We start from the raw sequence: 22,652 nt of genomic DNA on the forward strand, positions 1-22,652 counted from the left end.
GAAAGTCAACACGTTGAGTCACTCGGTCGAGTGCTCGACGTGCTCGAACTGTTCACGGCGGGCGGGCCGGAGTTGTCGCTCACCGACATCGCCGAACGGCTCAAGTGGCCGACGCCAACCGCGCATCGAGTCGTTTCGACGTTGCTGGCGCGCGGATTCCTGGCACGAGACCCGCGCACCAAGCGCCTGCGCATCGGCATGAGCGTCATGCGGCTGGTCGGACCGCTCATGTCCGGCCTGACGCTGCCCGACCTCGCCCAGCCGTTCCTGCGCACCCTGGCGCAGGACACCGGCGAGACGGTCAACCTCGCCGTTCTCGATGGCGCGGAGGTTCTCTACCTTGCCTCAGCGCCGGGCAGCTTCCTGCTGCGGGTCGACACGACACCGGGGCTGCGCACCCCGGCGCACTGCACCGCGCTCGGCAAGTGCATGCTCGCCCAACTCGATCCGGCCGACGCGCAGCAGCAGCTCGGCGGGGCGCCGTACGTGGCGCGCACGGATCGCAGCGTCCAGTCCTGGGAGCAGCTCGCCGCCCAGCTCGACACCATCCGCAGCGATGGCTTCGCGCTCTCGCTCGAGGAGTACGAGGCGGGTCTTAACTCCTGCGCGGTGCCCGTACCGACCCACAACGGGGTGATCGCGGCGATCAACATCGCCGCGTCCGCGATCCGGGTCCCTGCCCAGGACCTGGTGACCACGTTCGTCCCCCGGCTGAAGGCGACCGCCGAAGCCATCGCGCGCGCCCAAGGACTCGAGCCGGACAACCCATGAGCACCAGTGCTGTCGCCCTCGACGACCTGCACGACCAGTTCCTCCTGGACCCCAGCCTCGTCCACCTGAACCACGGGGGGTTCGGTGCCTGCCCGAGGCCCGTGTTCGACGCCCATCAGCGTTGGCAGCGTGACCTCGAACGCCACCCGTCCGCGCTGCTCTCCCACGGCTATGGCGCACTGATGGAGGGGGTACGCGAGCGCCTCGCCGAATTTCTCGGCTGCGCCGCGCGCGACGTGGTCCTCGTCCAGAACACGACGGCCGGTCTGAACGCCGTCGCTCGCTCGCTGCGGCTGCGACCCGGCGACGAGGTGCTGGCGACCGACCACGAGTACGAGGCGATGGACCTGCTGTGGCAGCACGTCTGCGCCGACACCGGTGCCCGCTACATCCGCCACCGTCTGCCGCTGCCCGTCGAGGAGCAGGGCGACCTGGTCGAGGCGCTGTGGTCGGCGGTCGGCCCGGCCACCCGCGTCATCTTCCTCAGCCACATCACCTCCAAGACCGCGATCACCCTGCCCGTGGCAGAGATCTGCCGGCGCGCCAGGGCCGCCGGGATCATGACGGTGGTCGATGGGGCGCACGCACCCGGGCAGCTGCCCCTGCAGCTCGACGCGCTCGGCGCGGACGTGTACGCGGCTAGTTGTCACAAGTGGCTCTGTGGGCCGCGGGGCACCGGCTTCCTCTACGTCCGCCCGGAGTACCAGTCCGGCATCCTGGCGCCGCTGATCAGCCACGGCTCCCAGCCGGGCTCGACCTTCCTGGACCGCCACCGGTGGCAGGGCACGCGCGATCCGAGCGCGTTCCTGGCGCTGCCGACCGCCATCGACTGCCAGCAGACCCAGGCGTGGGAGGCTGCCCGGCGCCGCAGTCACGAGCTGGCGCGGGCCGCTCGCGCGGCGGTCAGCGGACTGTTTCATCTCGAGCCGTTCACGCCGGACTCCGATGACTGGTTCGTCCAGATGGTCTCGGTGCCGCTGCCACCGTGCGACAGCGAGGCGATGCGGCGCCGGCTGTTGACCGAACATCGGGTCGACGCGCCGGTGCGTGACTGGGCTGACGGATCACTGATCCGCGTCTCGGTGCACGCCTACAACACCAGCGACGACCTCGGCCGTCTGGTCGACGCGCTCGGCGCGCTCTTCACCACCCCTCGCGCCGCCTGACGGTGACGCGCGTATCCACCCGTCCGTGACTGTGAGAGGGCTGGGCCCAATGACCGACATCCAGGCAGCCGGCGAAGGTTCTGCCCTCCCCGCGTCCCACCAGGCCGCCCTCGACATCGATGTCCTCGACGAGATCCAACGGCGCGTGCTGTGGCTGGCAACCCGCATCGTGGACGCGGCCAACCACGACCGGGACACCCGTGACGGCGTCAAGGTCGGCGGGCACCAGGCGTCGAGCGCCTCGCTCGCGTCGGTGATGACGGCGTTGTGGTTCGCGTACCTGGACGCCGCGGACCGGGTGAGCGTGAAACCGCACGCGTCGCCGGTCTTCCACGCCATCCAGTACCTGCTCGGCAACCTCGACCGGTCCTACCTCACCACGCTTCGTGCCCGCGGAGGGCTGCAGTCGTACCCGTCGCGGACCAAGGACCCCGACGACGTCGACTTCTCCACCGGATCCGTCGGCCTGGGCGCAGCCGCACCGCTGTTCGCCGCGGTGACCCGTCGTTACGTCGACGCGCATTTCGGCGCCCGGCCGCGGTCGCGTTTCGTCGCCCTGATGGGCGACGCCGAGCTCGACGAGGGAAACGTGTGGGAGGCAATCGCCGATCCCTCCACCCAAGGGCTCGGCAACGTCACCTGGGTGGTGGACTTCAACCGCCAGTCGCTGGACCGCGTCGTCCCCGGCGTGCGGGTCGGGCAGTGGGAGCAGCAGTTCGCCGCGGCCGGCTGGCACGTCGTCGAGGTGAAGTACGGCCGCCGGGCACGCGCGGCGTTCCAACGCCCCGACGGTGAACAGCTGATGGCCTGGATCGACGCCATGCCGAACGAGCAGTACCAGTCACTGTTCGGGCTGGTCGGCCCTGATTTGCGCAAGCAGTTCCTCGACGGCGCCCCAAGCGAGGTGGAGTCCGTCATCGCGGACGTGGACGACACCGAACTCGCCGGGCTGATCACCGATCTTGGCGGCCACGATCTCCCGTCGCTCCTCGAGGCCTTCGCGGCCTGCGACGCCGAGACCGACCGGCCGAGCGTCGTCTTCGCCTACACCGTCAAGGGGTGGGGGCTGCCAATCGCCGGTAACCCGCGCAATCACTCGGCTTTGCTCTCCGGCGACCAGGTCGATGCGCTGCGCGCGTCACTCGGACTCGACCGCGACAACGAATGGGACCGGTTCGACCCGTCGACCCCCGCCGGTCAGTGGATCGCCGCCCGGCGCACCCACCTGGCGCGACCCTCCGTCAGCACGTCGCGACCCGTCCAGGTGCCGCCCAGCAGCGGGCTGCGCGCCGGAAGGCAGACGTCGACCCAGGAAGCCTTCGGCCGGATCCTGAGCGAGCTGTCCCGAAACCGCGATGTCGCCCCGTACCTGGTGACCACGGCCCCCGACGTGGCCACGTCAACCAATCTCGCCGGCTTCATCAACCGCGCCGGCGTCTTCTCGCCGACCCAGCAGCGGTCGTGGAACACCGACCCAATGCTCCGCTGGTCGGAGAGCCCGACCGGCCAGCACATCGAGCTCGGCATCAGCGAGATGAACCTCTTCCTGCTCCTCGGCCAGCTCGGACTGGCTCGAGACCTGTCGGACCAGCCGCTGCTTCCGGTCGGCACCGTCTATGACCCGTTCGTCCTGCGCGGTCTGGACGCATTCATCTACTCGGTCTACTCCGGCGCCCGGTTCGTCGTGGCCGGAACACCGTCCGGGGTCACCCTGGCCCCCGAGGGTGGCGCCCACCAGTCAACGATCACGCCCAGCGTCGGGCTCGAACTGCCGAACACGACATTCTTCGAGCCCGCCTACGCGACCGCCGTCGACTGGCTGCTCTGCGATTCGCTGCACCGCATCGCCGGCGGTGCCGGCACCGGAGCCGACGCAACGCCGGAGGAGTCCGGTGCCTACTACTTCCGGCTCACCACCCGGCCGCTGGACCAGGCACCGTTCGAGGCAACACGGGCCCGGATGGGTGACGCGGTGCTGCGACGCCAGGTTCTGGCCGGCGCCTACCGGCTGGTCGACGCCAGCGACCTCGCCGCGCGTGGCGCGCCGCAGGTCCATCTGGTCGGTTCCGGGGCCGTCCTGCCCGAGGTCCTCGCTGCCGCCGCTGAACTCGCCGACGAGGGCATCGCCGCGCACGTCGTGGACGTGACGTCCCTGGATCGGCTCTACGGCGCGTGGCAGGACTGCCTGCGGGGAGGCATCCGCTCCGCGCGGGTGCCCTCGATCCCCGGGGTGCTGGCCGGCGCCTTCCCGGATCGCGCGCCGGTGGTCACCGTCCACGATGCGGCCTCGCACGCGATGGCGTGGCTCGGCTCCGCGCTCGGCGTCGCCTGCGTTCCGCTGGGCGTGGACGCATTCGGCCAGTCCGGCACGGTGCACGACCTGTACGAGCTGCACGACCTGCGGCCCGGCAGCATCGTCAACGCGGCGCTCGCCGCGCTCGCGTTGCGCTGAACCAACAACCTCCACCGTCGACAGCATCGCGTTCCCGGTGCCCGGCATCGCGGCCCGGTCGGCCTTGACCGGCCGCAGCGGCGATCCTATGCTTCCGGTGTGCGAAAGATGCTTCCAGTGGTTGGAACATCCGAGCCGGCCCCTCCGCGATTCGATCGCCGGTGCAGTTCCCGCCCGCGGGGCTCGGCATCGCGGCCAACTCACCACCGTTTCCAACTCTGGCGGTGGAACCTGCAGCCGGAGGGCTTCCGGCAGGCACGTGCCCAGCACGGGATCAATGCGACTGATTGGCGAGGAACGTTGTGGTGATGGGTGACCTGACAGACCGGGTGGAACAGTTCGCCGCCGCGTTGTCCGCAGTTCTCGCCGAGCGCGGCGAGAACAGGTACCAGGGCATGCCCTCCGACGCCGACTCGCGCTACGCGTACAAAGAAATGGGTAGCGCCGGGATGATCGGCCTGCACTGGCCTGAGCGCCTCGGCGGCCAAGGCCTGGACCCCCTGGACACGCTGTCCGTCGAGGAGCGTTTCGGCTACCACTGGCTCCCGCTGTCCAGCTACCTGCTCTCCGTCAAGACCATCGGCAACGTCATGCTCAAGTTCGCCACGCCGGAGTTGCTCGAACGGTTGCTGCCGCCAGTGGCGGCCGGCGATCTGGTGTTCTGCCAGGGCTTCTCCGAGCCCGAGGCGGGCTCGGACCTCGCCTCGCTGCGCACGCGCGCGGTGCTGGACGGCGACCGGTTCATCGTCAACGGCCGCAAGATCTGGACGTCGAGCGCCGAATACTCGGACTGGATCTACCTCGCCGTCCGAACCGACCCCGGGCGGCCCCGGCACCGAGGGCTGTCCGTGCTCGTGGCCGACATCAACACCCCGGGCATCGAGGTGCGCGTACACGAGACACTCGGTGGTGGCACCCTCGGCGAGGTACTCCTCGAGGATGTGGAGATCCCGGCCGACCAGATCGTCGGTGAGCTGCACGGCGGGTGGAAGGTGCTCATGGGCACACTCGACTACGAGCGGGTCACCAGCGAGAAGGTCGGTGTCGTCCACTGGCTGCTCGACCAGTTGGAGCCCCACTGCACGACGGCGGCGCACCGGCAGGCCCTGCGCCGGCTCCGCGGCGAAGCACAGGCCGCCCGGCTGCACGGGCGGCGGGCCACCGAGCTGCTCGCCCGCCAGCAGCCGGCGAGTAAGGCGTCGTCCATGGCGAAACTGTCGGTCGCCAAGCTGATGCAGAAATTGGCAGGCGTGGCAGTCGAGATCCTCGGGCCGCAGGCGCTCATCGAGGCCGGGGGCGACGGGCCGGTGGACGGTCGTATCGCTGCCTTCCACCGGGCCGCGGTGGCGACCACCATCGCCGGCGGCGCCTCGGACATCCAGCGTCGGGTCATCGCCCGCCAGGGGTTGGGCTGCGCCTGATGGAATCCACGACCACCGATCACGCGACCGCACCAACCCGGCGACTGCCGCTTGCCGGCGTCCGCGTGCTCGACTACGCCCAGTACGTGGCCGGCCCGCTGGCGACAATGCTGCTGGCGGACCTCGGCGCAGACGTCGTCAAGGTCGAAGGACCTCGCGGTGACGCGTGGCGCCACTACGAGCCGCACGCGCCCGGCCAGAGCAACTACTTCTACTCGCTCAACCGCAACAAGCGCTCGGTCATGCTGGATCTGAAGACGGCGGAGGGACGCGCGGCGAGCGATCGCTTGATCGCCACCGCGGACGCGGTCGTGCACAACCTGCCACCGGCCCGGGCGGAGTCGTTCGGGCTCGACCGGGACAATGTCCACCAACTGAACCCCCGCGCCGTCTGCGTGTCGATCTCCGCCTTCGGCAGCCAGGGCCCCGACTCTGGACGCCTCGGCTACGACCTGATCGCCCAGGCGCTCTCCGGCCTGCTCATGGCCGACGTCCGGGTCGGCGACGAGGTACCGCGCCGCTCCGGCGGGATCCCGATGGCCGACCTCACCACCGGACTGCTGGCCGCCATCAGCGTCCTGGCGGGGCTGCACCAGCGCGCCTCGGACGAGGCCCCAGGCATCGAGGTCTCGCTCCTGGGAGCGGCGCTCACCACCCAGGTGCAGCGGTTCGTACGACGGGAGCGAGCGGAGGCGGGCCGGGCGCCGGCGCGGCCGGTGACCCGCGCCGAGATCGACGCCATCGCCCGAGCCACCGCTGCCGCCGAGGAGCTGGAGCCCTACTACCGCTGCTACGAAACGGCGGACGGATACATCGCCCTGGCCTGCCTGAACGTGAGCCAGCGACGCCAGGTGCTGGACGTGCTGGGCCTCGACGACCCGTGGGTCGAGAACCCGCAGGCGGACCCGGCCAACCCGGCCGAGCGCTCCCATCGGGTCGCCACGCATCAGCGGTTCGTGGCCGCCTTCCGGCACCGGACGACCGCAGAGTGGATCACATTGCTCGGATTTCGGAACATCCCGGTCGGCGAGGTGCGCCAGCTCAGTCAGTTGTTCGACGACGAGCAGGTGCAGACCAACGGGCTCGTGCAGTGCGTGCACCAGCCCGGAACAGGACAGGTGCGGCTGCTGGGCAACCTGTTCATGATCGACGGCGTGGCCGCGCCTGCCCGACGGCACGCGCCGGGACTGGGTGAACACACCCGCGAGGTGCTCGATTCGCTACCCACGATCCACACCACCGAAGGAGGTCGAGCGTCGTGTCGATGACCGAGGTCGCGGCATTCACGTCGTCCATCCGATCCATCGTCACCGACCATTGCTCTCCCGGCCCGTGGCGGCCCGGCAGCACCGACGACGACCGGCTGCCGGAGCTGCGAAAGCACCTGGGCAGCGCCGGTTGGTTCGACCTGGGCGAGGATCCGCAGGCCCTGCCGTTCCTGGGTCCGGCCGCAGTGGAGCTGGGCCGCGGCCTGGCCGCACTGCACGAACTCGACGCGCTGCTCGGCGGAAGCCCGTACGTGTCAGGAATGACCCGCTATGCCGAGCCCGGCGATCGCGCGATCGTGCCCGCTCGGGACGGCCTGCGGGTAGCGCACATCGCTGCGGTCCAACCGGTCCCCTACGGCGACAGCATCGCCGCCGGCCGCGCCCGGTTCGACGGCGGCGAGTTGCTGGACCCGACCGACGCGCGCCGGCGAGAAGCCGCCTGGGTGACCGCGACCGTCGGGTACCTCGCCGGGCTTACCGCCGAAGCCCTGCGGCTGGCGCTGGAACACACGACGACCCGGCAGGCGTTCGGCGGGACGTTGGCCGGGCTGGACAGCGTCCAGCAACGGCTCGCCGACGCCGCCCTCTGCGCCGACGGCCTGCTGCTGCTGGCCGAGGGATCACCCGACCTGGACGCCCTGGCGTACGCAGGGCCGGCCGCGTGCGCTGCGGTGGCGGAATGCCACCAGGTGATCGGGGCGATCGGCTACACCCTGGAGTTTCCGCTCCAGCGGTACTCACGGCGGGCACGGGCGATCCACCTGTGGGCCGACGCATGGATCGAGGCACGCTCATGAGCACCTTCGTCATCACCGGTGGCAGCGCCGGCATCGGGTTCGGCATCGCCCGCCGCCTCGGCCGCGACGGACACGACCTGGTCCTGGTCGCGCGCGGCGAGGAGCGGCTGGCCGAGGCGGAGCGCCGCCTGCGTGAGGAGGGCGTGAACTGCCGAAGCGCGGCCCTCGACGTGCGCGACGCAGAGGCCGTAGCGGCGCTGATCGACGGGCTGCCGGCGGTCGACGGTGTGGTCAACAACGCGGCCGGCAACTTCGCCTGCCCCACGGTCGATCTGTCGGCGAACGGCTTCCGGGCGGTCGTGGAGATCTCCCTGTACGGGACGTTCTTCCTGTCCCAGGCGCTGGCCCGACGGCTGATCGCCGAAGGGCGACCCGGCGCGATCCTGAACATCATCGCCACCTATGCGTGGACGGGCGCCCCTGCCGTGGCACACTCCGCAGCCGCGAAGGCGGCGATGCTTGCGTTCACCAAGTCCGTGGCCCGCGAATGGGGCCCACACGGGATCCGCGTGAACGCACTGGCGCCCGGCTTCGTCCCGACGTCGGAGGCCACCGCCAACATCCTGTCCGACGAGTCCGCGCAGGCCGCGATGCTGGACCTGATCCCGCTCGGCAGGTTCGCCGACGTCGACGACATCGCCGAATCCGCCGCGTTCCTGCTCAGCGAGCGGGCCGCGTACGCGACCGGCGCGGTGCTCACGGTCGACGGCGGCAGGTCACTGGGCGTTTCGATGCACCGCGCAAAGCATGACTAGCCGAACAGGAGGAACCGGAATGGCAACCAGGTTGGCGTTCATCGGACTCGGCATCATGGGCGCGCCGATGGCCGAGCATCTCGTCCGGGCCGGATTCGATGTCATCGGTTACAACCGGAGTCCCGCGAAGACCCGTCGCTTGGTGGAAGCCGGCGGCCGGGCCGCGACCAGCATCGCCGAAGCCGTCGCGGACGCCGACATCGTTTGTGTCATGGTGCCCGACTCGCCGGACGTACGGGAGGTGCTGGCCGGCACGGACGGCGTCTTCGACACTGCCCGGCTGGGAGCGCTTGTCATCGACTTCAGCAGCATCCGCCCCGACGTTAGCAAGGACCTGTGGCACCAGGCGAAGGCCAAGGGGCTTCGGCTGCTCGACGCGCCGGTCTCCGGAGGGCAGGCCGGCGCGGTGAGCGCCACACTGTCGATCATGGTCGGCGGGGAAGCCATAGACGTCGAGGCGGCTCAGCCAGTGTTCCAGGCAGTGGGCAGGACCATCGTCCACGTCGGCCCACCCGGCTCCGGTCAGACCGTGAAGGCGGCCAACCAACTCATCGTGGCCGGGCACCTCGAGCTGCTGGCCGAGGCCATCGTCTTCCTCGACGCCTACGGCGTTGACACCAGGAAGGCGATGACCGTCCTGAGTGGTGGCCTCGCCGGCAGCGCCGTGCTGAATCAGAAGAGCGAGGGGATGCTGGCGCGATCGTTCCAGCCCGGATTCCGGGTGGAGTTGCATCACAAGGATCTGGGCATCGTCACGTCCGCCGCCCGGGAGGCGGGGGTGGTGATCCCGGTCGGGGCCGTGGTCGCGCAGCTGATGGCATCGCTCAAGGTCCAGGGCAACGCGGACGACGACCACTCCGCGCTGCTCAAGCTGCTCGAGCGACTGAACGGCCGGCAGTGAAGCCCGGGGAGGAGAGAGCTGACATGAGTGATTCCCCCCGTGTCGCGGTGGTCACCGGCTCGGCCCGCGGAATCGGCGCCGCGACAGCGCAACGACTGGCGGCGGACGGATTCGCGGTCGCGGTGCTGGACCTCGACGAGTCAGCCGTGGCGTCCACTGTAGACGTGATCGGCTCTCACGGCGGCCGCGCGCTCGCGGTCGGCGCCGACGTTTCCGATCCCGAGCAGGTCACCGCCGCGGTCAACCAGATCACCACCGAACTCGGCGCCCCGACCGTCCTGGTCAACAACGCCGGCGTGACCCGGGACAACCTGCTGTTCAAGATGACCGTGGATGACTGGGACACCGTCGTCAACGTGCACCTGCGCGGATCCTTCCTCATGACCAGAGCCGTGCAGAAACACATGGTGGACGCGAGGTTCGGCCGCATCGTCAACATCTCGAGCACCTCCGCGCTCGGCAATCGCGGCCAGTCCAACTACTCGACGGTAAAGGCGGGCCTGCAGGGCTTCACCAAGACGCTCGCCATCGAGCTCGGCAAGTTCGGCGTGACCGCGAACTGCGTCGCCCCCGGCTTCATCGTCAGTGACATGACGAAAGCGACCGCCGACCGTCTCGGTGCGGACTGGGACACCTACCTCGCCACCCGCGCGAAGCAGACCCCCGTAGGTCGCGCCGGGCAACCCCAGGACATCGCGCACGCCGTCTCCTTTCTGGTCAGCGACGGTGCCGGGTTCGTCTCCGGACAGGTCATCTACGTAGCCGGCGGGCCGAAGGCCTGAGCCACGCCGCATCACGGGCATGTCATCGACAGTCAGGAGGAGCCATGCCGGCCGCCGTGATCACCGGCGCAGACGGCGTCCGGGCACTCGTCGGAACAGCGCTCGGGCAAAGTGGGTGGGAACTCATCACCCAGGACCGGGTGAATAGGTTCGCCGACGCGACCGGGGACAACCAGTGGATCCACGTCGACGTAGCACGGGCCACGCGGGACAGCGCGTTCGGCGGGCCGATCGCGCACGGCTACCTGACACTGTCCCTGATCCCCCTGCTCCTTCCGCAAATCGTCGAGATCCGCGGCTTCACGATGGGTGTGAACTACGGCTGCGAGAAGGTCCGCTTCCCGGCTCCCGTTCTGGTAGGCAGCCGCGTCCGGGCAACAGCCGTGATCGACGAGGTCACCGACGTCACCGGCGGCATCCAGATGCGAATCACCGCCACGATCGAAATCGAAGGCAATCCGAAACCCGCGTGCGTCGCCACCGTCCTGCTGCGCCGATACGTGTGATCGTCGACGCGGTGCTGGTGCCGAAATCCGAGAAACCCCGGCTCCTGGCAGAGCTGCCCAACTCGACGCGGTCAGGCACAGGGCCGATCGCGATCGCCCCGCGGCCAACACCGGCGCGTAGATCGGATGCACTGTTGGCCGAGGTCTACCAGGCGCTGGCGCCCGGCGAGAACCGGTCGGGCCGTCGTCGTGATGGCCCCAGCCGATTGACCATCGAAAGAAGGGCTGAGACCACATGTTGGAACGCATTGTCCACTGGATCGGCGGGAAGGAGTACGACTCCGGGGAATCCCGGCTTGGACCGGTCTACGACCCAGCGCTCGGCACCCAGCGCGCCTCCGTGCTGCTCGCTGACGCCGCCGAGGTCGACGTCGCGGTGGCCGCCGCAGCGTCCGCGTACCCCGGATGGCGCGACACGTCCATCGCCAAGCGTCAGTCGGTGCTGTTCGCGTTCCGCGAGCTGCTCAACGCCCGCAAGAACGAGCTCGCGGAAATCATCACCAACGAGCACGGCAAGGTGCTCTCCGACGCGCTCGGCGAGATCGTACGCGGCCAGGAAGTCCTCGAGTTCGCGCTCAGCTTCCCCGAAGTACTCAAGGGCGACTACACGTACAACGTCTCTACCGGAGTGGACGTGCACTCGCTACGCCAGCCGATCGGGGTGGCCGCGATCATCAGCCCGTTCAACTTCCCGGCCATGGTGCCGATGTGGTTCCTCCCGATCGCGCTGGCTGCGGGGAATTCCGTGGTACTCAAGCCCAGCGAAAAGGACCCGTCAGCAGCGATCTGGCTGGCGCGGCTGCTGGCCGAGGCTGGGTTGCCAGACGGGGTGTTCAACGTGCTGCACGGCGACCGGGCGGCCGTAGACGGTTTGCTGGAGCACCCCGGCGTCACCTCCGTCTCGTTCGTCGGTTCGACGCCGATCGCTCGATACATCTACCAGACCGCGGCGGCCAATGGGAAGCGGGTGCAGGCCCTCGGCGGCGCCAAGAACCACATGCTGGTGCTGCCTGACGCCGACCTCGATCTGGTCGCCGACGCCGCGGTAAACGCCGGCTTCGGCTCGGCGGGCGAGCGGTGCATGGCGATCAGTGTCGTGGTGGCGGTGGAGCCAGTAGGCGACGCTCTGATCGCCAAGGTCACCGAGCGCATGAGTAAACTGCGCACCGGGGACGGCCGGCGTGGCTGCGACATGGGGCCGCTGATCAGCCGCGAGCACCGTGACAAGGTCGCATCCTACATCGATGTCGCGGCGCAGGACGGAGCGACCGTGGTGGTCGACGGCCGTGATGTGATCGCCGACGGCGCGCCGGAGGGCTTCTGGTTAGGACCGACCCTGCTCGACCGGGTACCGACCACCTCGCGCGCCTACACCGATGAGATCTTCGGCCCGGTGCTATCCGTCGTACGGGTGAATTCGTACGATGAGGGCCTCGCGCTGGTCAACTCCGGAGCCTTCGGCAACGGCGCCGCGATCTTCACGCACGATGGTGGCGCCGCCCGACGGTTCCAGGCCGAAGTCGAGGTGGGCATGGTCGGCATCAACGTACCGATCCCGGTGCCGGTGGCCTATCACTCCTTCGGCGGCTGGAAGGAGTCGATGTTCGGCGATGCCAAAGCGTACGGGGTGGACAGCTTCCGGTTCTTCACCCGCGAAAAGGCGATCACCACGCGCTGGCTCGACCCTAGCCACGGCGGCATCAACCTGGGATTCCCGCAGAACGTATGAATTCAAGTGTGCTGTGCCCTGTGCCCTTCAGTCTGGTCGGTCTGGGCTCCTTACCGGACGTAAAGGACGTTGAGATCGCGGTGCTCCGCCACCAACTGATGGTTGTAGGTGCCGAAAACGTCATCCGTGCGCTGTGACCTGCGATTGTCGGATACGGCCGCGGACCGAGAGGCGCGGTACGCCATGATGAGTCATCGTGCTGCTGCGACTGTCCTACCTGGCGTTGACGAACGTGTTCGCCTTCGTGCGACTGCCGCCGATGAGCGATGTGGACAAGGACGTCGAGATCCTTACGCTGCGCCACCAGCTCGCCGTCCTGCAGCGCCAGGTCGACAGCCCCCGCCTCGATCCGCCCGACCGGGCATTCCTCGCCGCCCTCCTGCACCGATTGCCCCGGCCGACGCTGCGGCAGCTGCACCTGATCGTCTCCCCGGACACCGTCCTCCGTTGGCACCGCGACCTCCTTCGCCAGCGGCACGCGAAGGCGTCCCGCCCGAAACGGCCCGGCCGGCCACCCACCGTGCGCAGCATCAGGGCCCTCGTCCTGCGTCTGACCCGGGAAACCCGAGCTGGGGTTACAGACGTATTCACGGCGAACTGGCCGCCCTCGGCATCAAGGTCGCCGCATCGACGGTCTGGGAAATCCTCAAGGACGCGGATATCGATCCCGTGCCCGGCCGAGAGCTCCAGACGTGGCCCGCGTTCCTGCGCAGCCAAGCGCACCCGATCCTCGCCGCGGACTTCTTCGAAACCCGGACACTGACCGGCGCCCGCTTGTACGTCTTCGCCGTCATTGAACACGCCACCCGCCGCGTCCGTATCCTCGGCGCCACCGCGCACCCCACAGCGATCTGGACGACGCAACTGGCCAGGAATCTGGTCATGGACCTCCAAGATGCCGGCGCGACCGCGAAGTACCTGATCCGCGACCGTGACAGCCGGTACACGGCCGCCTTCGACGCCGTCTTCCATCGCGAGGGCATCGCCATCGTGAAGACCGGAATCAAGGTACCGAGGATGAATGCGATCATGGAGCGGTGGGTGCGCTCATGCAGAGCCGAACTCCTCGACCGAACCCTGATCGTGAACCAGGCCCATCTTCTCCACGCGCTCCGCGAGTACGAAGCCTTCTACAACGAGCACCGGCCCCACCGCACGCTCCGCGCCGCGGCACCCCTACGTCCGCTCCCCCAACCGATCGCCAAGCCGTGCCGAATCGACGACCTCGACATCCGACGACGCGACCGACTCGGCGGCATCCTCCACGAATACCGACACGCCGCCTGAGCTGCCCGGACGACATTTTCGGCAGCTACAGCTCCCTGGACAGAGGGGAGAAGCGTCGACATGCCGGCAGCCGACCTGTGCTTCGGGATGCGATAAGCGGTGGCCTAACGAGCCGAAGGTAGCGGCATCCCCCGATCTGTGCCCCGGGTCTCCCATGGAGGGGTCGCTCGTAGGCAGTACGGCGTCGCACCACAGTGCGAACGCGGGGCGGCTTGACTACATGTAGGAGTCAGGGCCGGGGTCGCCGCCTGCGGCGCGGGTGGCCAGGCGGTCGGTGTAGTGGCGCCAACCCTCCTCGTGTGCCGCGCAGGCCTGGGCCGAGGGCAGGCCGGAGTGGGTGAGGCGGAGATGGGTGCCCTGGCCCTCGGGTGTCAGCTCGATGGTCACGAGCGACGATCCGGCCGGGACGTCTGCCATACCGCCCCTCTCCCAGCCCCAGGTGAACACGACCCGGCGGTATGGGTCGATCTCCAGGAAGGTGCCGGCGGCGTAATTGTCGCCGCTGACGTTGGTGGTGAACGCACCACCGGGCTCGAACGTGAACTGGCCGTCGGCGCCCATCCAGGACAGCCACTTGGCCTGGTCGGTGAAGAACCCGAACACGGTTTCGGGACGGGCGTTGATCTGACGTTCCAGGGTCACGGTCAAGGTCATTTCTGGCTCCGTTCAGCTGCTTCGGCAAGAGCCGCCAGGGTGTCGAGCCTGGCGGCCCACAGGGACTGCAGGTAGTCGGCGAGCGGACCCATCGCCTGGCGATCAGCCTGGTAGAGGCGCTTCCTGCCGTCCTTGCGCAGGTTGACCAGCCCGGCGTCGCGCAACACCTTCAGATGCTGCGACACCGCGCCGAACGTCACGTCGAAGTGCGCGGCGATCTCACCCGCGGTGAGCTCCCGGTCCCAGATCAGCCGCAGGATCTCCCGCCGGCGAGGCTCGGCGATCACCCGCGTCATGTCCACGCGGTCATGGTAGCGGCCCTCCCCGCGAAATTTTAGTGTCTGCTCAAATTTGCCAGAGAGGTCAGCGGCATGTTTTAGTGGCAACTGAAATAGTTGCCCGGCCGGCGACCCCGAGGCCAGACCGCCGGGCCATGCGAAGGGAAACCCCATGTCTGACATCACGCTGCAGATCTCGATCGATGCAGACCCCGCCGCCGTGCACCAGGCGGTGGCGACCGCCGACGGCATCGCCGGCTGGTTCACCGACCGTGCCGAGGTGACCGGCGACACACAGCACCTGACCTTCCCCGGCTACCCCGGCCCGGCGTGGCAGTTCAAGGTCACCGAGGACGGTGCCGAGCGCGTCGCGATGACGGTCGTGGCCGGCCCGCCGAACTGGATCGGCACCGAGATCGTCTACGTCATCGAAGGCACGCCGAAGGGCACGGAGCTGCGCTTCGCGCATAACGGCTTCGCTGACGGCGACGCGGCGTTCGCGATGGTCCAGCAGACCTGGACCGAGCTAATGGACATCCTCAAGGGGTACGCCGAGACCGGCGCGGCCGCGCCGAAGTTCATCGCCGAGAACCCGATCGCGGAGCTCGCCCGGGTGTTCGCCGAGACCCTGCGTGCCATGCCGGCCGACCTGCTGCAAGCGCCCACGCCATGCCGCGAGTTCACCGTCAGCCAGTTGCTGGGCCATCTCGCCCCGGTGCTGGCGAACTCTGCCCGCGCCGCCCGCAAGCTCCCGCTCTCGCAGGAGCCGGTCGACGCCTCCCCTGAGGCCGTGGCCGAGTTCGCGTTGCAGGCGGCCACCGCCTGGGGCGAGCCCGGCGCGCTGGAGGGCACGACCCAGTTCGGGCCGGGCGAGATGCCCGCCGCGTTCGCCTCCGCGATCACGCTGCAGGAGCTGGCACTGCACGGCTGGGATCTGGCCCGCGCCACGGGTCGGGAGGTCGTCGTCACCGCAACTGCGGCCGAGGCGGTGCTGGCCATCGTCGAGCAGATCGGTGAGCAGGCCCGCGCCACCGGCGGCTATGGTCCGGCCCTGCCCGCGCCCGCCGGCGCCGGCACGTTCGAGCGTGCGCTGGCGGCCAGCGGGCGTGACGCGCGCTGGGGCGCCTGAGCCATACCGACCGGGCACTCAGGCGGCCACGCGGCGCAGGTGTCCGCGTGGCCGCTTGAGCGCCGTGATCCGTCGTGGAGCCGCTCCGGTGGGCGGTTGACCCGTCCAGCTACCACCGCGGCAGCGTCTGGCCAGTCGAGGCGGGCACGATCAGCCTCGGGCTCGCCCGGTACGGCTGCTGGGAGCACCTGCACCGGCTGGCCGAGAGGATGTTCGCCGCGGCGGCCCTGTTCGAGGAGCACCGGCTGCCGGAGGTGCTCAGCGGGCTACCGCGCGATGACGCCCGCCCGCACCCCGGCGTCTACCCGAACGCCTGCTCCCCGCAGGCCTGGTCGGCCAGCGCCGTCATCGCACTGATCCAGGCCCTGCTGGCGCTGCGTCCGGCCGCACCCCTGCGGACGATCTTCATCGACCCGCACCTGCCCGAGTGGCTGCCCCCACTCACCCTGGAAGGCGTGCAGGTCGGCGACCGCCGCGTCGACCTCACTGTCCGGCGCCGACGCGGCGGGCGCACGTCCGTACGCGTTCGCGGCGACCGGATCGCGGTGATCCGCCGTCCGCCCCTCCAGGCGATCTCCACCCGCCGTCACCGGCCGTGAGGTCGAGGGATCACGGTCGCGCAGCAGTGCCAACCAAGTAGACCGGACCCTTCGGTCGCCGGACGCCCGTTCGCCGAGGCGGCGGCGACACTCAACGGCGGGTACGGCGTTGACGGAGCAGCGCCGCGGCGGTCGCGGCGGCGAGCAGGATGACGAAGGTGATAGCGATGGTGGTGGGGCCGAGGCGGTCCAGCCAGCCGCCGACGGCCGCTTGGATGGCGGCGGCGTTGTAGATGATCGGGTCGTTGCCGGTGCCGCCCCGGAAGACGCTGATCTCGTACCAGCCGTACCAGGCCACGTAGCCGCCGGCCGCGATCAGCAGCACGCCGGCCGTCCGGCTGATCAGCGGGGCGGCCCGGCGCAGGCCTCGAACGAGTGACATCTTGGCCAGGGCGACGGCGAGCGCGACCGCGCCGACGACGAGGGCCATGCCGGCGGCGTACGCGACGAACAGGCCGACCCCTGCCGGAATGGATCCGGTGCGGAAGCCCGCCACCACCACGGCGAGGAACGGTCCGATCGTGCAGCCCAGCGACGCGATGGCGTAGGAGGCCCCGAACAGGACCATGGACCCGAACCGGCGGGTCACCGCCGGCCCGCCGCCGAGTTTCGGGGCGATGGTAGGTAGCTGCCGGCCGGCCAGCAGCACGCCACCGAGCGCGACCAGGATCAGGCCGATGGCGATGCTGACCCAGGGCAGGTGCCGGGCGACCACGTCGGCGGCCGGAGCGGCCAGCAGGCCGAACACCCCGAACACGGCGACGAACCCGACGGTCATAGCCGAGGTGAACAGCAGTGACCGACCGACCGCGCGGGACCGTCCGGCGTCGGACTCGTCGAGGACCAGGAAGGACAGGTACGCGGGCAGCAGCGCGAACCCGCACGGGTTGACCGCGGCGAGCAGCCCGGCCGCGAAGGCGAGAGCGTACGGGACGTCCAACACCAGGGCGTCCCGTTCAGCGGGCCAGGGCGACGGCCTCCTGCTAGGCGTCGTCTACGCCCGACTTAGGTCGCGGCTGCAGCGCGGCCGGCACGGTTACGACGGGCGACCCAGAGCCCGTTCGTGATCGCCTGGCTCTCCGGTTCAGTGGCGGGACGATGTAACAAGCACCCGGGCTGATCACGCCTGTACCTAAGGGACGTCTCGTAACCCTGGTGTCTGTCTGTTGAGGATGGTCGGGCAGGATGCCGGGGTGCAGGTGATCACGGCAGCTCGCCCGGAGTGGATCTTTCCGTTCACCGGGCTGCAGCCCGACCAGTTCCGCAAGCTGGTCCGGCTGGTCGCCGAGCGTGGCGGTGACGGCATCGCCGACGGCCGGCCGGGCCGGCAGTGGGCCCTGGATCTCGCTGACCGGGTGCTGCTGGTGGCCGCGTACTGGCGTACGAACCTGACGATGCGTCAGATCGGCCCGCTGTTCGGGGTGTCGCACTCCGCGGCGCATCGGGTCATCGACACCCTCGCGCCGTTGCTGGCCCTGGCGCCGGTGCGTAAACGGCCGGTCGAGCAGATCGCGATCGTCGACGGAACTCTGGTCCCGACCCGGGATCACCGGCTGGCGGCCCGGAGCAAGAACTACCGGTACTCCACGAACCTGCAGGTCGCCATCGACGCATCCACCCGTCTGGTCATCGCCGTCGGTGACCCGCAGCCGGGCAACCGCAACGACACCATCGTCTACCGCACCTCCGGCATCGCCGAGAAGCTGGACGGGCGGCCGGTGATGGCCGACGGCGGCTACCGGGGTAACCCGGAGGTGATCATGCCGTACCGCAAGCCGTCTGACGGCAGTGACCTGCCGGACTGGAAGGAAGCCCTCAACGTCCAGCACCGCACCGTCCGAGCAGGGGTCGAACACGCTCTGGCCAGGATGAAGTGCTTCAAGATCCTGCGCGACTACCGCCGAGCCGCCCACACATTGGCCGACGCCGCTTCCGGCATCGCCAACCTCCACAACATCATCCTCGCTGGCTGACCACCGGTCCGGTGCCGGGCAACGCCTTCAACCAGTTACGAGACGTAGACGATCTATTCCAAGGGATACGGGGCAGTAAACGAAGGCGAGGGCGTCCATGATCGACGTTGCTGAGCAACGATGACCTTGGAGGCCACGTGCACGTCGATCGGGACACCCTCGCCACCGCACTGTACGTGAAGATCGACGACGAGTTGAAGGCGTCACCACAGCTCAACCGGCGACGGCCAGCGGTGGGTATCAGTCCGAAGATCACCGACGCCGAACTGATCACCCTCGCGGTCCTGCAAGCCCTTCTCGGCCACCACAAGGAAGCCCGCTGGATCCGCCATGCCCGCGCCCACCTGACCCACTTGTTCCCGTACATCCCGAAACAACCCGGGTACAACAAGCCCAGCTACGGACCCTCGGCGCCCAGATCACCCACCTCATCCGGGTCCTCGTCCTGGACACCGACCTGTGGCAGCACCCGGTACGCATCGCCGATTCCACCCCGGTGGAATGCGGGCGCTCTCGCGAGACCGTCAAACGCTCCGACCTGGCCGGATGGGCCACCTACGGCTGCTGCGCCTCACACTCGCGCCGCTTCTGGGGACTACGCCTGCACCTGGTCACCACCGTGCACGGACTACCGGTCGCGTTCGCCCTGACCACCGCGAAGGCCGACGAACGCGAGGTCCTGGTCGACCTGTTCGACCTCGACAAAGACGGCCTGCTGACCCACCCCGACGGGCTGATCCTCATCGTGGACAAGGGCTACCGCGACGCCGCCACCGAACGACAGTTGACCGAACGCGCGGTAACCATGATCCGCCCCGCGTACCGGACCGAGAAGCCACGTCCCGGACGGATGTTGCTCCGCGCCATGCGGCAGAGCATCGAGTCGGTCAACCAAACACCCAAAGGACAACTCGACCTCGAACAACACGGCGGACGCACCCCCGCGGGCGTGGCCGTACGCGTCCTGCAACGCGTCCTCGCGATGACCGCCACGATCTGGCACAACTGGAACACCGGCCAACCCGTCATGCGCTCGCTCGTCGCGTACGACCACTGACCCCTTGGAATAGATCGTCTAGGTGAAGTCAACGCTGGGTGAGGGGGTGGTCGTGCCTGATCTTGCCGCAATCGCCCATGAGCGGGCCGCGCTGACGACGATTGCCGACGCGATCGTGGCAGCGTCAGTCGGCAAAGGCCTACGGGTCGCCGTGGCCTGCCCCAATTCGCATCTCGCCCTGGTCGACTACCTGGCACAAGCACTGCACGCCCGCGGCCGCGCCTGCCGGTGGCTGCCCATGACGCCGGACCCGGATGACGCCAGGAGTGTGCCATCGGATCGGCAGGAGACCGATTCGACCGTTGTGGTGATAGCGAGCGGCCTGGATACCGAGGTCGGCCGTGGCATCCGACTGTTGAACATCAGCGTGATTGCCGGCGCGCAGCGGGTAGCGAGGTCAGCCACCGGGAATTGGGCGAGGCGTCTTCGCGGGCAACCGGTGACTCGGACATCGTCATCGAATACCGCGACCCGGACGGGCCCGTGATCCGCTACATGGCGCCCTACCTTGCAACACACGGCCAGCAATAGAGAAGCTCGGCGATGCACAGCGGTCCCGTGGGAGGGCGATAGCGATCATGTAATGCGATCAAGGGCTTGAGCGTCCATTGCGGCGGAACGGCAACCCGGCCGTCCCTCCGACACCACGGGTGTCCATGTCCTTGGACCACCCGCGCCGGTTGCTCCGCGCCGGCGTCGTCCTGTCCGCGCTCGCCGTCGCGGCGGTACTCCGCCGTCCCACCCCGCTCGCGGCGGACGCCACGCGCGTCGCCGACCTTCGGCTCGACCTGACGGCGGCCCCGACGATACTCTGTCCGGACCGGGCCGAGGTCATCGTCGACGCCGTCGTCGACAACACCTCGCTCACCCACCCCGGCGGGTTCACCGTGGCGGACACCTTCGTCGGGGAGTCGGTCAAGCGCACCGGGTCCACCACCGGCACGCACAGCGGTACCGTCACCGCGCTGAACGTGTCGGTCCGCTATGTCGGCAAAGGCGGCGGCGTCATGAGCGGCATGATCCAGACCACCGTGTGCGCCGAGCCCGGCGACTCCGGCGGCCCGCTCTACGACGGCACCACGGCGCTCGGCATCACCTCCGGCGGCAGTGGCGACTGCCGGTCCGGCGGCATCACCTTCTACCAGCCCGTACGTGAAGCGGCCAACGCGTACGGTGCGGTGGTCTACTGATTCGTCGGCGCGTCGAATGAGAAGGGCTTGCGGCCGTGGCCGGGAGCCCTCTGCCGTCACGGGCTTGCTGGGTACGGTCGTTGGAACGCTGTCCGGCTTGCCGACTGTGTGCGACGGGCGAACCTCGGTCGGCCGGGCAGTCGGGAGTGTTCTTCTTGGCGTCCTTCTGGGCGAGCAGATCGTCGCAGAAGGCAGCCACCTCTTCCTTTGGTTCCGGCGGCGGTGATCAGCGCGCTGAACGCGGGGTTTTCCGGCGCCTTGCCGGGGGTTGTCGCCGGCACCGGCCTTGAACGCGTGGCACAGGGCAACCAGCGACGGCGACGGGGAGGCCGCGCCCTTCCCCTCAGCCGACTTCCCCGCCTGCTTGGACGGCTTACCCGTAGCGTCCGACGACGGCTGCACCTTCGGTTTGTCGGTCAGCGGGTTGGGCAGCACGCCGTTCGTGGCGGCCAGGGCGACGCCGCCGGTAGCCACGGCGGCCACCGCCGTGGCGCCGACGACTTTCAGGGTGAGCAGTTTGGCGAAAGCGGTCTCGAGCATCAAGCGCCTCCGGGGTCGAAGGACTAGGGCGTGTCCTGCCGGGAAGGCATCCATCGCCGTCTCCTCAACCCGACCACTCGCCGGGCTGTGGCTCTGCTTCACCCCCCCGACGGGACAGCCGGACCTGGTGGACCGCCTGCACCCGGTCTTGTTCCATCACTGCTGTGATCACCACTGACCGCCTTCACCGGTAAAGATCACCCGACAGGTGACAGGTAGCGCAATTCGGTTGAGCCAGCCTGAGCTGGGCAAACAAACCAGTGACGGGGGTAGACGCACCGACCGTGGAGGTCCTATGGCGACGAGAATGACGGCAGCACCAGGACGGGGCACTCTCTCCTCGTGGGCCGTCGGACAGCGGAAGCTACGGCCCCGGCGGTTCGCGCCGTCTGCGGACGGGTTGCGGTTCGCGTTCTACGGCCGGATGTCCACGGTCGACTTCCAGGATCGGGCATCCTCGTGCCGGTGGCAGCGCAACTACGCCGAAGACCTGGTCGCCGGCCATGGCCGGATCGTGGTCGAGTTCTTCGACGAGGGTGTCTCCCGCCGGATCGCTTGGCCGGATCGGCCGCAGGCGGCACGGCTGCTCGCCGCCGTGACGGACCCGACGCGCGGGTTCGACGCGATCGTCGTCGGCGAATACGAACGCGCCTTCCACGGCCAGCAGGTCGAACATCTGACCCCCACCCTGGTCGAGCACGGCGTGCAGCTGTGGCTGCCCGAGACCTACGGGCCGGTGGACTCCGACAACCCCCGACAGCTCGCGCTGCTGGACCTGCTGGGCGTCCACTCCCAGCAGGAGGTGTCCCGAGCGCGGCACCGCACGACCGCAGCCATGCGCGCCCAAGCCGAGCTGCAGGGTCGACACCTCGGCGGCCGGCCGCCTACGGCTACCGGCTCGTCGACGCCGGCCCTCATCCGAACCGCGCCCACGCCGCCTGGGGACGACGCCTGCACCGCCTGGAACCCGACCCGGCCACCGCACCCCACGTGACGTGGATCTTCGATCAGCGGCTGGCCGGCCACAGTGTGGCCAGCATCGCTCGCCGGCTCAACGACAACGGCGTGCCGTGTCCGTCCGACGCCGACCCGGCACGTAACCCTCACCGCAGCGGCCACCACTGGACGCTGACCACCGTCGCGGCGATCCTAGCCAACCCCCGCTACACCTGACTTGGCTCACGATCATGGGTCGTGGGCGGGCTCGTGGCGTTGACCTGGGGTTTCTCAGCTTGTGGTGAGCGAATCTGCGCACTAATTCCGGCCGTAGGGTGGGCTGGTGTCTCCATACGTGCGCACGGTGAAGACCGCGTCGGGTGCGCGGGCGGTGCAGATCGTCTACTCCTCGCGCCGGGGATCGCGGGATATCGAGCACATCGGGTCGGCGCACGACGATG

Annotated in this window: 21 protein-coding genes and 2 pseudogenes; 20 read left to right on the plus strand and 3 right to left on the minus strand. The window is 69.2% G+C overall.

The genetic code is table 11. The annotated features are described in order from the left end of the window. Positions 1–30: 30 nt before the first annotated feature. From AB0873_RS27990 to AB0873_RS28045, 12 genes are all read left to right on the plus strand, one after another. Positions 31–771 carry an IclR family transcriptional regulator gene (locus AB0873_RS27990; protein ID WP_366603388.1) on the plus strand — a complete coding sequence of 247 codons (741 nt, stop codon included), beginning with the start codon at positions 31–33 and terminating at the stop codon, positions 769–771. Further along, positions 768–1,937, plus strand: coding sequence for an aminotransferase class V-fold PLP-dependent enzyme (locus AB0873_RS27995; RefSeq protein ID WP_366603390.1), 1,170 nt, complete (start codon positions 768–770; stop codon positions 1,935–1,937). The genes AB0873_RS27990 and AB0873_RS27995 overlap by 4 nt, the downstream gene beginning before the upstream one ends. Before the next feature lie 49 nt (positions 1,938–1,986). Beyond that, positions 1,987–4,389 carry a transketolase C-terminal domain-containing protein gene (locus AB0873_RS28000; RefSeq protein WP_366603392.1) on the plus strand — a complete coding sequence of 801 codons (2,403 nt, stop codon included), beginning with the start codon at positions 1,987–1,989 and terminating at the stop codon, positions 4,387–4,389. Positions 4,390–4,697: 308 nt separating this feature from the next. Further along, complete coding sequence (locus AB0873_RS28005; RefSeq protein ID WP_366603393.1) at positions 4,698–5,810, plus strand: acyl-CoA dehydrogenase family protein; 1,113 nt, start codon at positions 4,698–4,700, stop codon at positions 5,808–5,810. Further along, a complete protein-coding gene (locus tag AB0873_RS28010) occupies positions 5,810–7,078 on the plus strand; it encodes a CoA transferase (protein ID WP_366603395.1) in 1,269 nt (422 codons plus the stop codon). Before AB0873_RS28005 ends, AB0873_RS28010 begins: the two co-directional genes overlap by 1 nt. Beyond that, positions 7,069–7,875, plus strand: a complete 807-nt coding sequence (locus AB0873_RS28015; RefSeq protein WP_366603396.1) for a hypothetical protein — start codon at positions 7,069–7,071, stop codon at positions 7,873–7,875. Before AB0873_RS28010 ends, AB0873_RS28015 begins: the two co-directional genes overlap by 10 nt. Next, the gene (locus AB0873_RS28020) at positions 7,872–8,630 is read left to right on the plus strand and encodes an SDR family oxidoreductase (protein ID WP_366603398.1); all 759 of its coding nucleotides are present in this window, start codon (positions 7,872–7,874) and stop codon (positions 8,628–8,630) included. The genes AB0873_RS28015 and AB0873_RS28020 overlap by 4 nt, the downstream gene beginning before the upstream one ends. Then, positions 8,623–9,531 (plus strand): 2-hydroxy-3-oxopropionate reductase, encoded by a 909-nt coding sequence (locus AB0873_RS28025; protein WP_366603400.1) that lies wholly within the window; start codon positions 8,623–8,625, stop codon positions 9,529–9,531. Before AB0873_RS28020 ends, AB0873_RS28025 begins: the two co-directional genes overlap by 8 nt. A 23-nt stretch (positions 9,532–9,554) precedes the next feature. Then, positions 9,555–10,313, plus strand: coding sequence for a 3-oxoacyl-ACP reductase FabG (fabG, locus tag AB0873_RS28030; RefSeq protein ID WP_366603426.1), 759 nt, complete (start codon positions 9,555–9,557; stop codon positions 10,311–10,313). Between the two features lie 44 nt (positions 10,314–10,357). After that, positions 10,358–10,819, plus strand: coding sequence for a MaoC family dehydratase (locus AB0873_RS28035; protein ID WP_366603401.1), 462 nt, complete (start codon positions 10,358–10,360; stop codon positions 10,817–10,819). A 235-nt stretch (positions 10,820–11,054) separates the two neighbouring features. Beyond that, positions 11,055–12,548 carry a CoA-acylating methylmalonate-semialdehyde dehydrogenase gene (locus tag AB0873_RS28040; RefSeq protein ID WP_366603403.1) on the plus strand — a complete coding sequence of 498 codons (1,494 nt, stop codon included), beginning with the start codon at positions 11,055–11,057 and terminating at the stop codon, positions 12,546–12,548. Positions 12,549–12,995: 447 nt separating this feature from the next. Further along, on the plus strand, positions 12,996–13,835 hold the full coding sequence (locus AB0873_RS28045; protein WP_366603405.1) for an integrase core domain-containing protein: 840 nt from the start codon (positions 12,996–12,998) through the stop codon (positions 13,833–13,835). Between the two features lie 216 nt (positions 13,836–14,051). Here AB0873_RS28045 and AB0873_RS28050 read toward each other — a convergent pair whose 3' ends face one another. Together AB0873_RS28050 and AB0873_RS28055 are read right to left on the minus strand one after the other, a co-directional pair. Beyond that, the gene (locus tag AB0873_RS28050) at positions 14,052–14,489 is read right to left on the minus strand and encodes an SRPBCC domain-containing protein (RefSeq protein ID WP_366603408.1); all 438 of its coding nucleotides are present in this window, start codon (positions 14,487–14,489) and stop codon (positions 14,052–14,054) included. Continuing rightward, entirely contained in the window at positions 14,486–14,785 is a 300-nt protein-coding gene (locus tag AB0873_RS28055) for a metalloregulator ArsR/SmtB family transcription factor (protein ID WP_366603427.1), read from the minus strand. The genes AB0873_RS28050 and AB0873_RS28055 overlap by 4 nt, the downstream gene beginning before the upstream one ends. Before the next feature lie 154 nt (positions 14,786–14,939). On the opposite strand from AB0873_RS28055, the gene AB0873_RS28060 reads away from it, so the two are divergent. Together AB0873_RS28060 and AB0873_RS28065 are read left to right on the plus strand one after the other, a co-directional pair. Next, the gene (locus AB0873_RS28060; protein ID WP_366603410.1) at positions 14,940–15,896 is read left to right on the plus strand and encodes a TIGR03086 family metal-binding protein; all 957 of its coding nucleotides are present in this window, start codon (positions 14,940–14,942) and stop codon (positions 15,894–15,896) included. 74 nt (positions 15,897–15,970) lie between these two features. After that, positions 15,971–16,495 (plus strand): hypothetical protein, encoded by a 525-nt coding sequence (locus tag AB0873_RS28065; RefSeq protein ID WP_366603412.1) that lies wholly within the window; start codon positions 15,971–15,973, stop codon positions 16,493–16,495. A 91-nt stretch (positions 16,496–16,586) separates the two neighbouring features. On the opposite strand, the gene AB0873_RS28070 is transcribed toward AB0873_RS28065, so the two are convergent. Continuing rightward, positions 16,587–17,438, minus strand: coding sequence for a cytochrome c biogenesis protein CcdA (locus tag AB0873_RS28070; RefSeq protein WP_366603414.1), 852 nt, complete (start codon positions 17,436–17,438; stop codon positions 16,587–16,589). A 250-nt stretch (positions 17,439–17,688) separates the two neighbouring features. On the opposite strand from AB0873_RS28070, the gene AB0873_RS28075 reads away from it, so the two are divergent. The 6 genes and pseudogenes from AB0873_RS28075 to AB0873_RS28100 all read left to right on the plus strand — a co-directional run bounded on the left by AB0873_RS28075 (position 17,689) and on the right by AB0873_RS28100 (position 22,428). Beyond that, positions 17,689–18,468 (plus strand): transposase family protein, encoded by a 780-nt coding sequence (locus AB0873_RS28075; protein ID WP_366603416.1) that lies wholly within the window; start codon positions 17,689–17,691, stop codon positions 18,466–18,468. Positions 18,469–18,605: 137 nt separating this feature from the next. Continuing rightward, positions 18,606–19,525, plus strand: a pseudogene (locus tag AB0873_RS28080) (IS982 family transposase). Positions 19,526–19,547: 22 nt separating this feature from the next. Next, the gene (locus AB0873_RS28085) at positions 19,548–20,012 is read left to right on the plus strand and encodes a hypothetical protein (protein WP_366603418.1); all 465 of its coding nucleotides are present in this window, start codon (positions 19,548–19,550) and stop codon (positions 20,010–20,012) included. A 397-nt stretch (positions 20,013–20,409) separates the two neighbouring features. Next, positions 20,410–20,715 (plus strand): annotated as a pseudogene (locus tag AB0873_RS28090) (S1 family peptidase); the annotation flags it as partial. Positions 20,716–21,550: 835 nt separating this feature from the next. Then, the gene (locus AB0873_RS28095; RefSeq protein ID WP_366603420.1) at positions 21,551–22,249 is read left to right on the plus strand and encodes a recombinase family protein; all 699 of its coding nucleotides are present in this window, start codon (positions 21,551–21,553) and stop codon (positions 22,247–22,249) included. Continuing rightward, positions 22,246–22,428 (plus strand): recombinase family protein, encoded by a 183-nt coding sequence (locus tag AB0873_RS28100; protein WP_366603422.1) that lies wholly within the window; start codon positions 22,246–22,248, stop codon positions 22,426–22,428. The genes AB0873_RS28095 and AB0873_RS28100 overlap by 4 nt, the downstream gene beginning before the upstream one ends. The last annotated feature ends 224 nt before the right edge of the window (positions 22,429–22,652 follow it).

Origin of the sequence: Micromonospora sp. NPDC047707, from assembly GCF_040704235.1 — a bacterium.
GTDB lineage: Bacteria > Actinomycetota > Actinomycetes > Mycobacteriales > Micromonosporaceae > Micromonospora.

Bases quoted from the DNA above. Each gene is read 5' to 3' on its own strand.
- AB0873_RS27995 (WP_366603390.1), top strand. From the start codon at position 768: ATGAGCACCAGTGCTGTCGCCCTCGACGACCTGCACGACCAGTTCCTC.
- AB0873_RS28000 (WP_366603392.1), top strand. From the start codon at position 1,987: ATGACCGACATCCAGGCAGCCGGCGAAGGTTCTGCCCTCCCCGCGTCC.
- AB0873_RS28005 (WP_366603393.1), top strand. From the start codon at position 4,698: ATGGGTGACCTGACAGACCGGGTGGAACAGTTCGCCGCCGCGTTGTCC.
- AB0873_RS28010 (WP_366603395.1), top strand. From the start codon at position 5,810: ATGGAATCCACGACCACCGATCACGCGACCGCACCAACCCGGCGACTG.
- AB0873_RS28020 (WP_366603398.1), top strand. From the start codon at position 7,872: ATGAGCACCTTCGTCATCACCGGTGGCAGCGCCGGCATCGGGTTCGGC.
- AB0873_RS28025 (WP_366603400.1), top strand. From the start codon at position 8,623: ATGACTAGCCGAACAGGAGGAACCGGAATGGCAACCAGGTTGGCGTTC.
- fabG (WP_366603426.1), top strand. From the start codon at position 9,555: ATGAGTGATTCCCCCCGTGTCGCGGTGGTCACCGGCTCGGCCCGCGGA.
- AB0873_RS28035 (WP_366603401.1), top strand. From the start codon at position 10,358: ATGCCGGCCGCCGTGATCACCGGCGCAGACGGCGTCCGGGCACTCGTC.
- AB0873_RS28040 (WP_366603403.1), top strand. From the start codon at position 11,055: ATGTTGGAACGCATTGTCCACTGGATCGGCGGGAAGGAGTACGACTCC.
- AB0873_RS28050 (WP_366603408.1), bottom strand. From the start codon at position 14,489: ATGACCTTGACCGTGACCCTGGAACGTCAGATCAACGCCCGTCCCGAA.
- AB0873_RS28055 (WP_366603427.1), bottom strand. From the start codon at position 14,785: ATGACGCGGGTGATCGCCGAGCCTCGCCGGCGGGAGATCCTGCGGCTG.
- AB0873_RS28060 (WP_366603410.1), top strand. From the start codon at position 14,940: ATGTCTGACATCACGCTGCAGATCTCGATCGATGCAGACCCCGCCGCC.
- AB0873_RS28095 (WP_366603420.1), top strand. From the start codon at position 21,551: ATGGCGACGAGAATGACGGCAGCACCAGGACGGGGCACTCTCTCCTCG.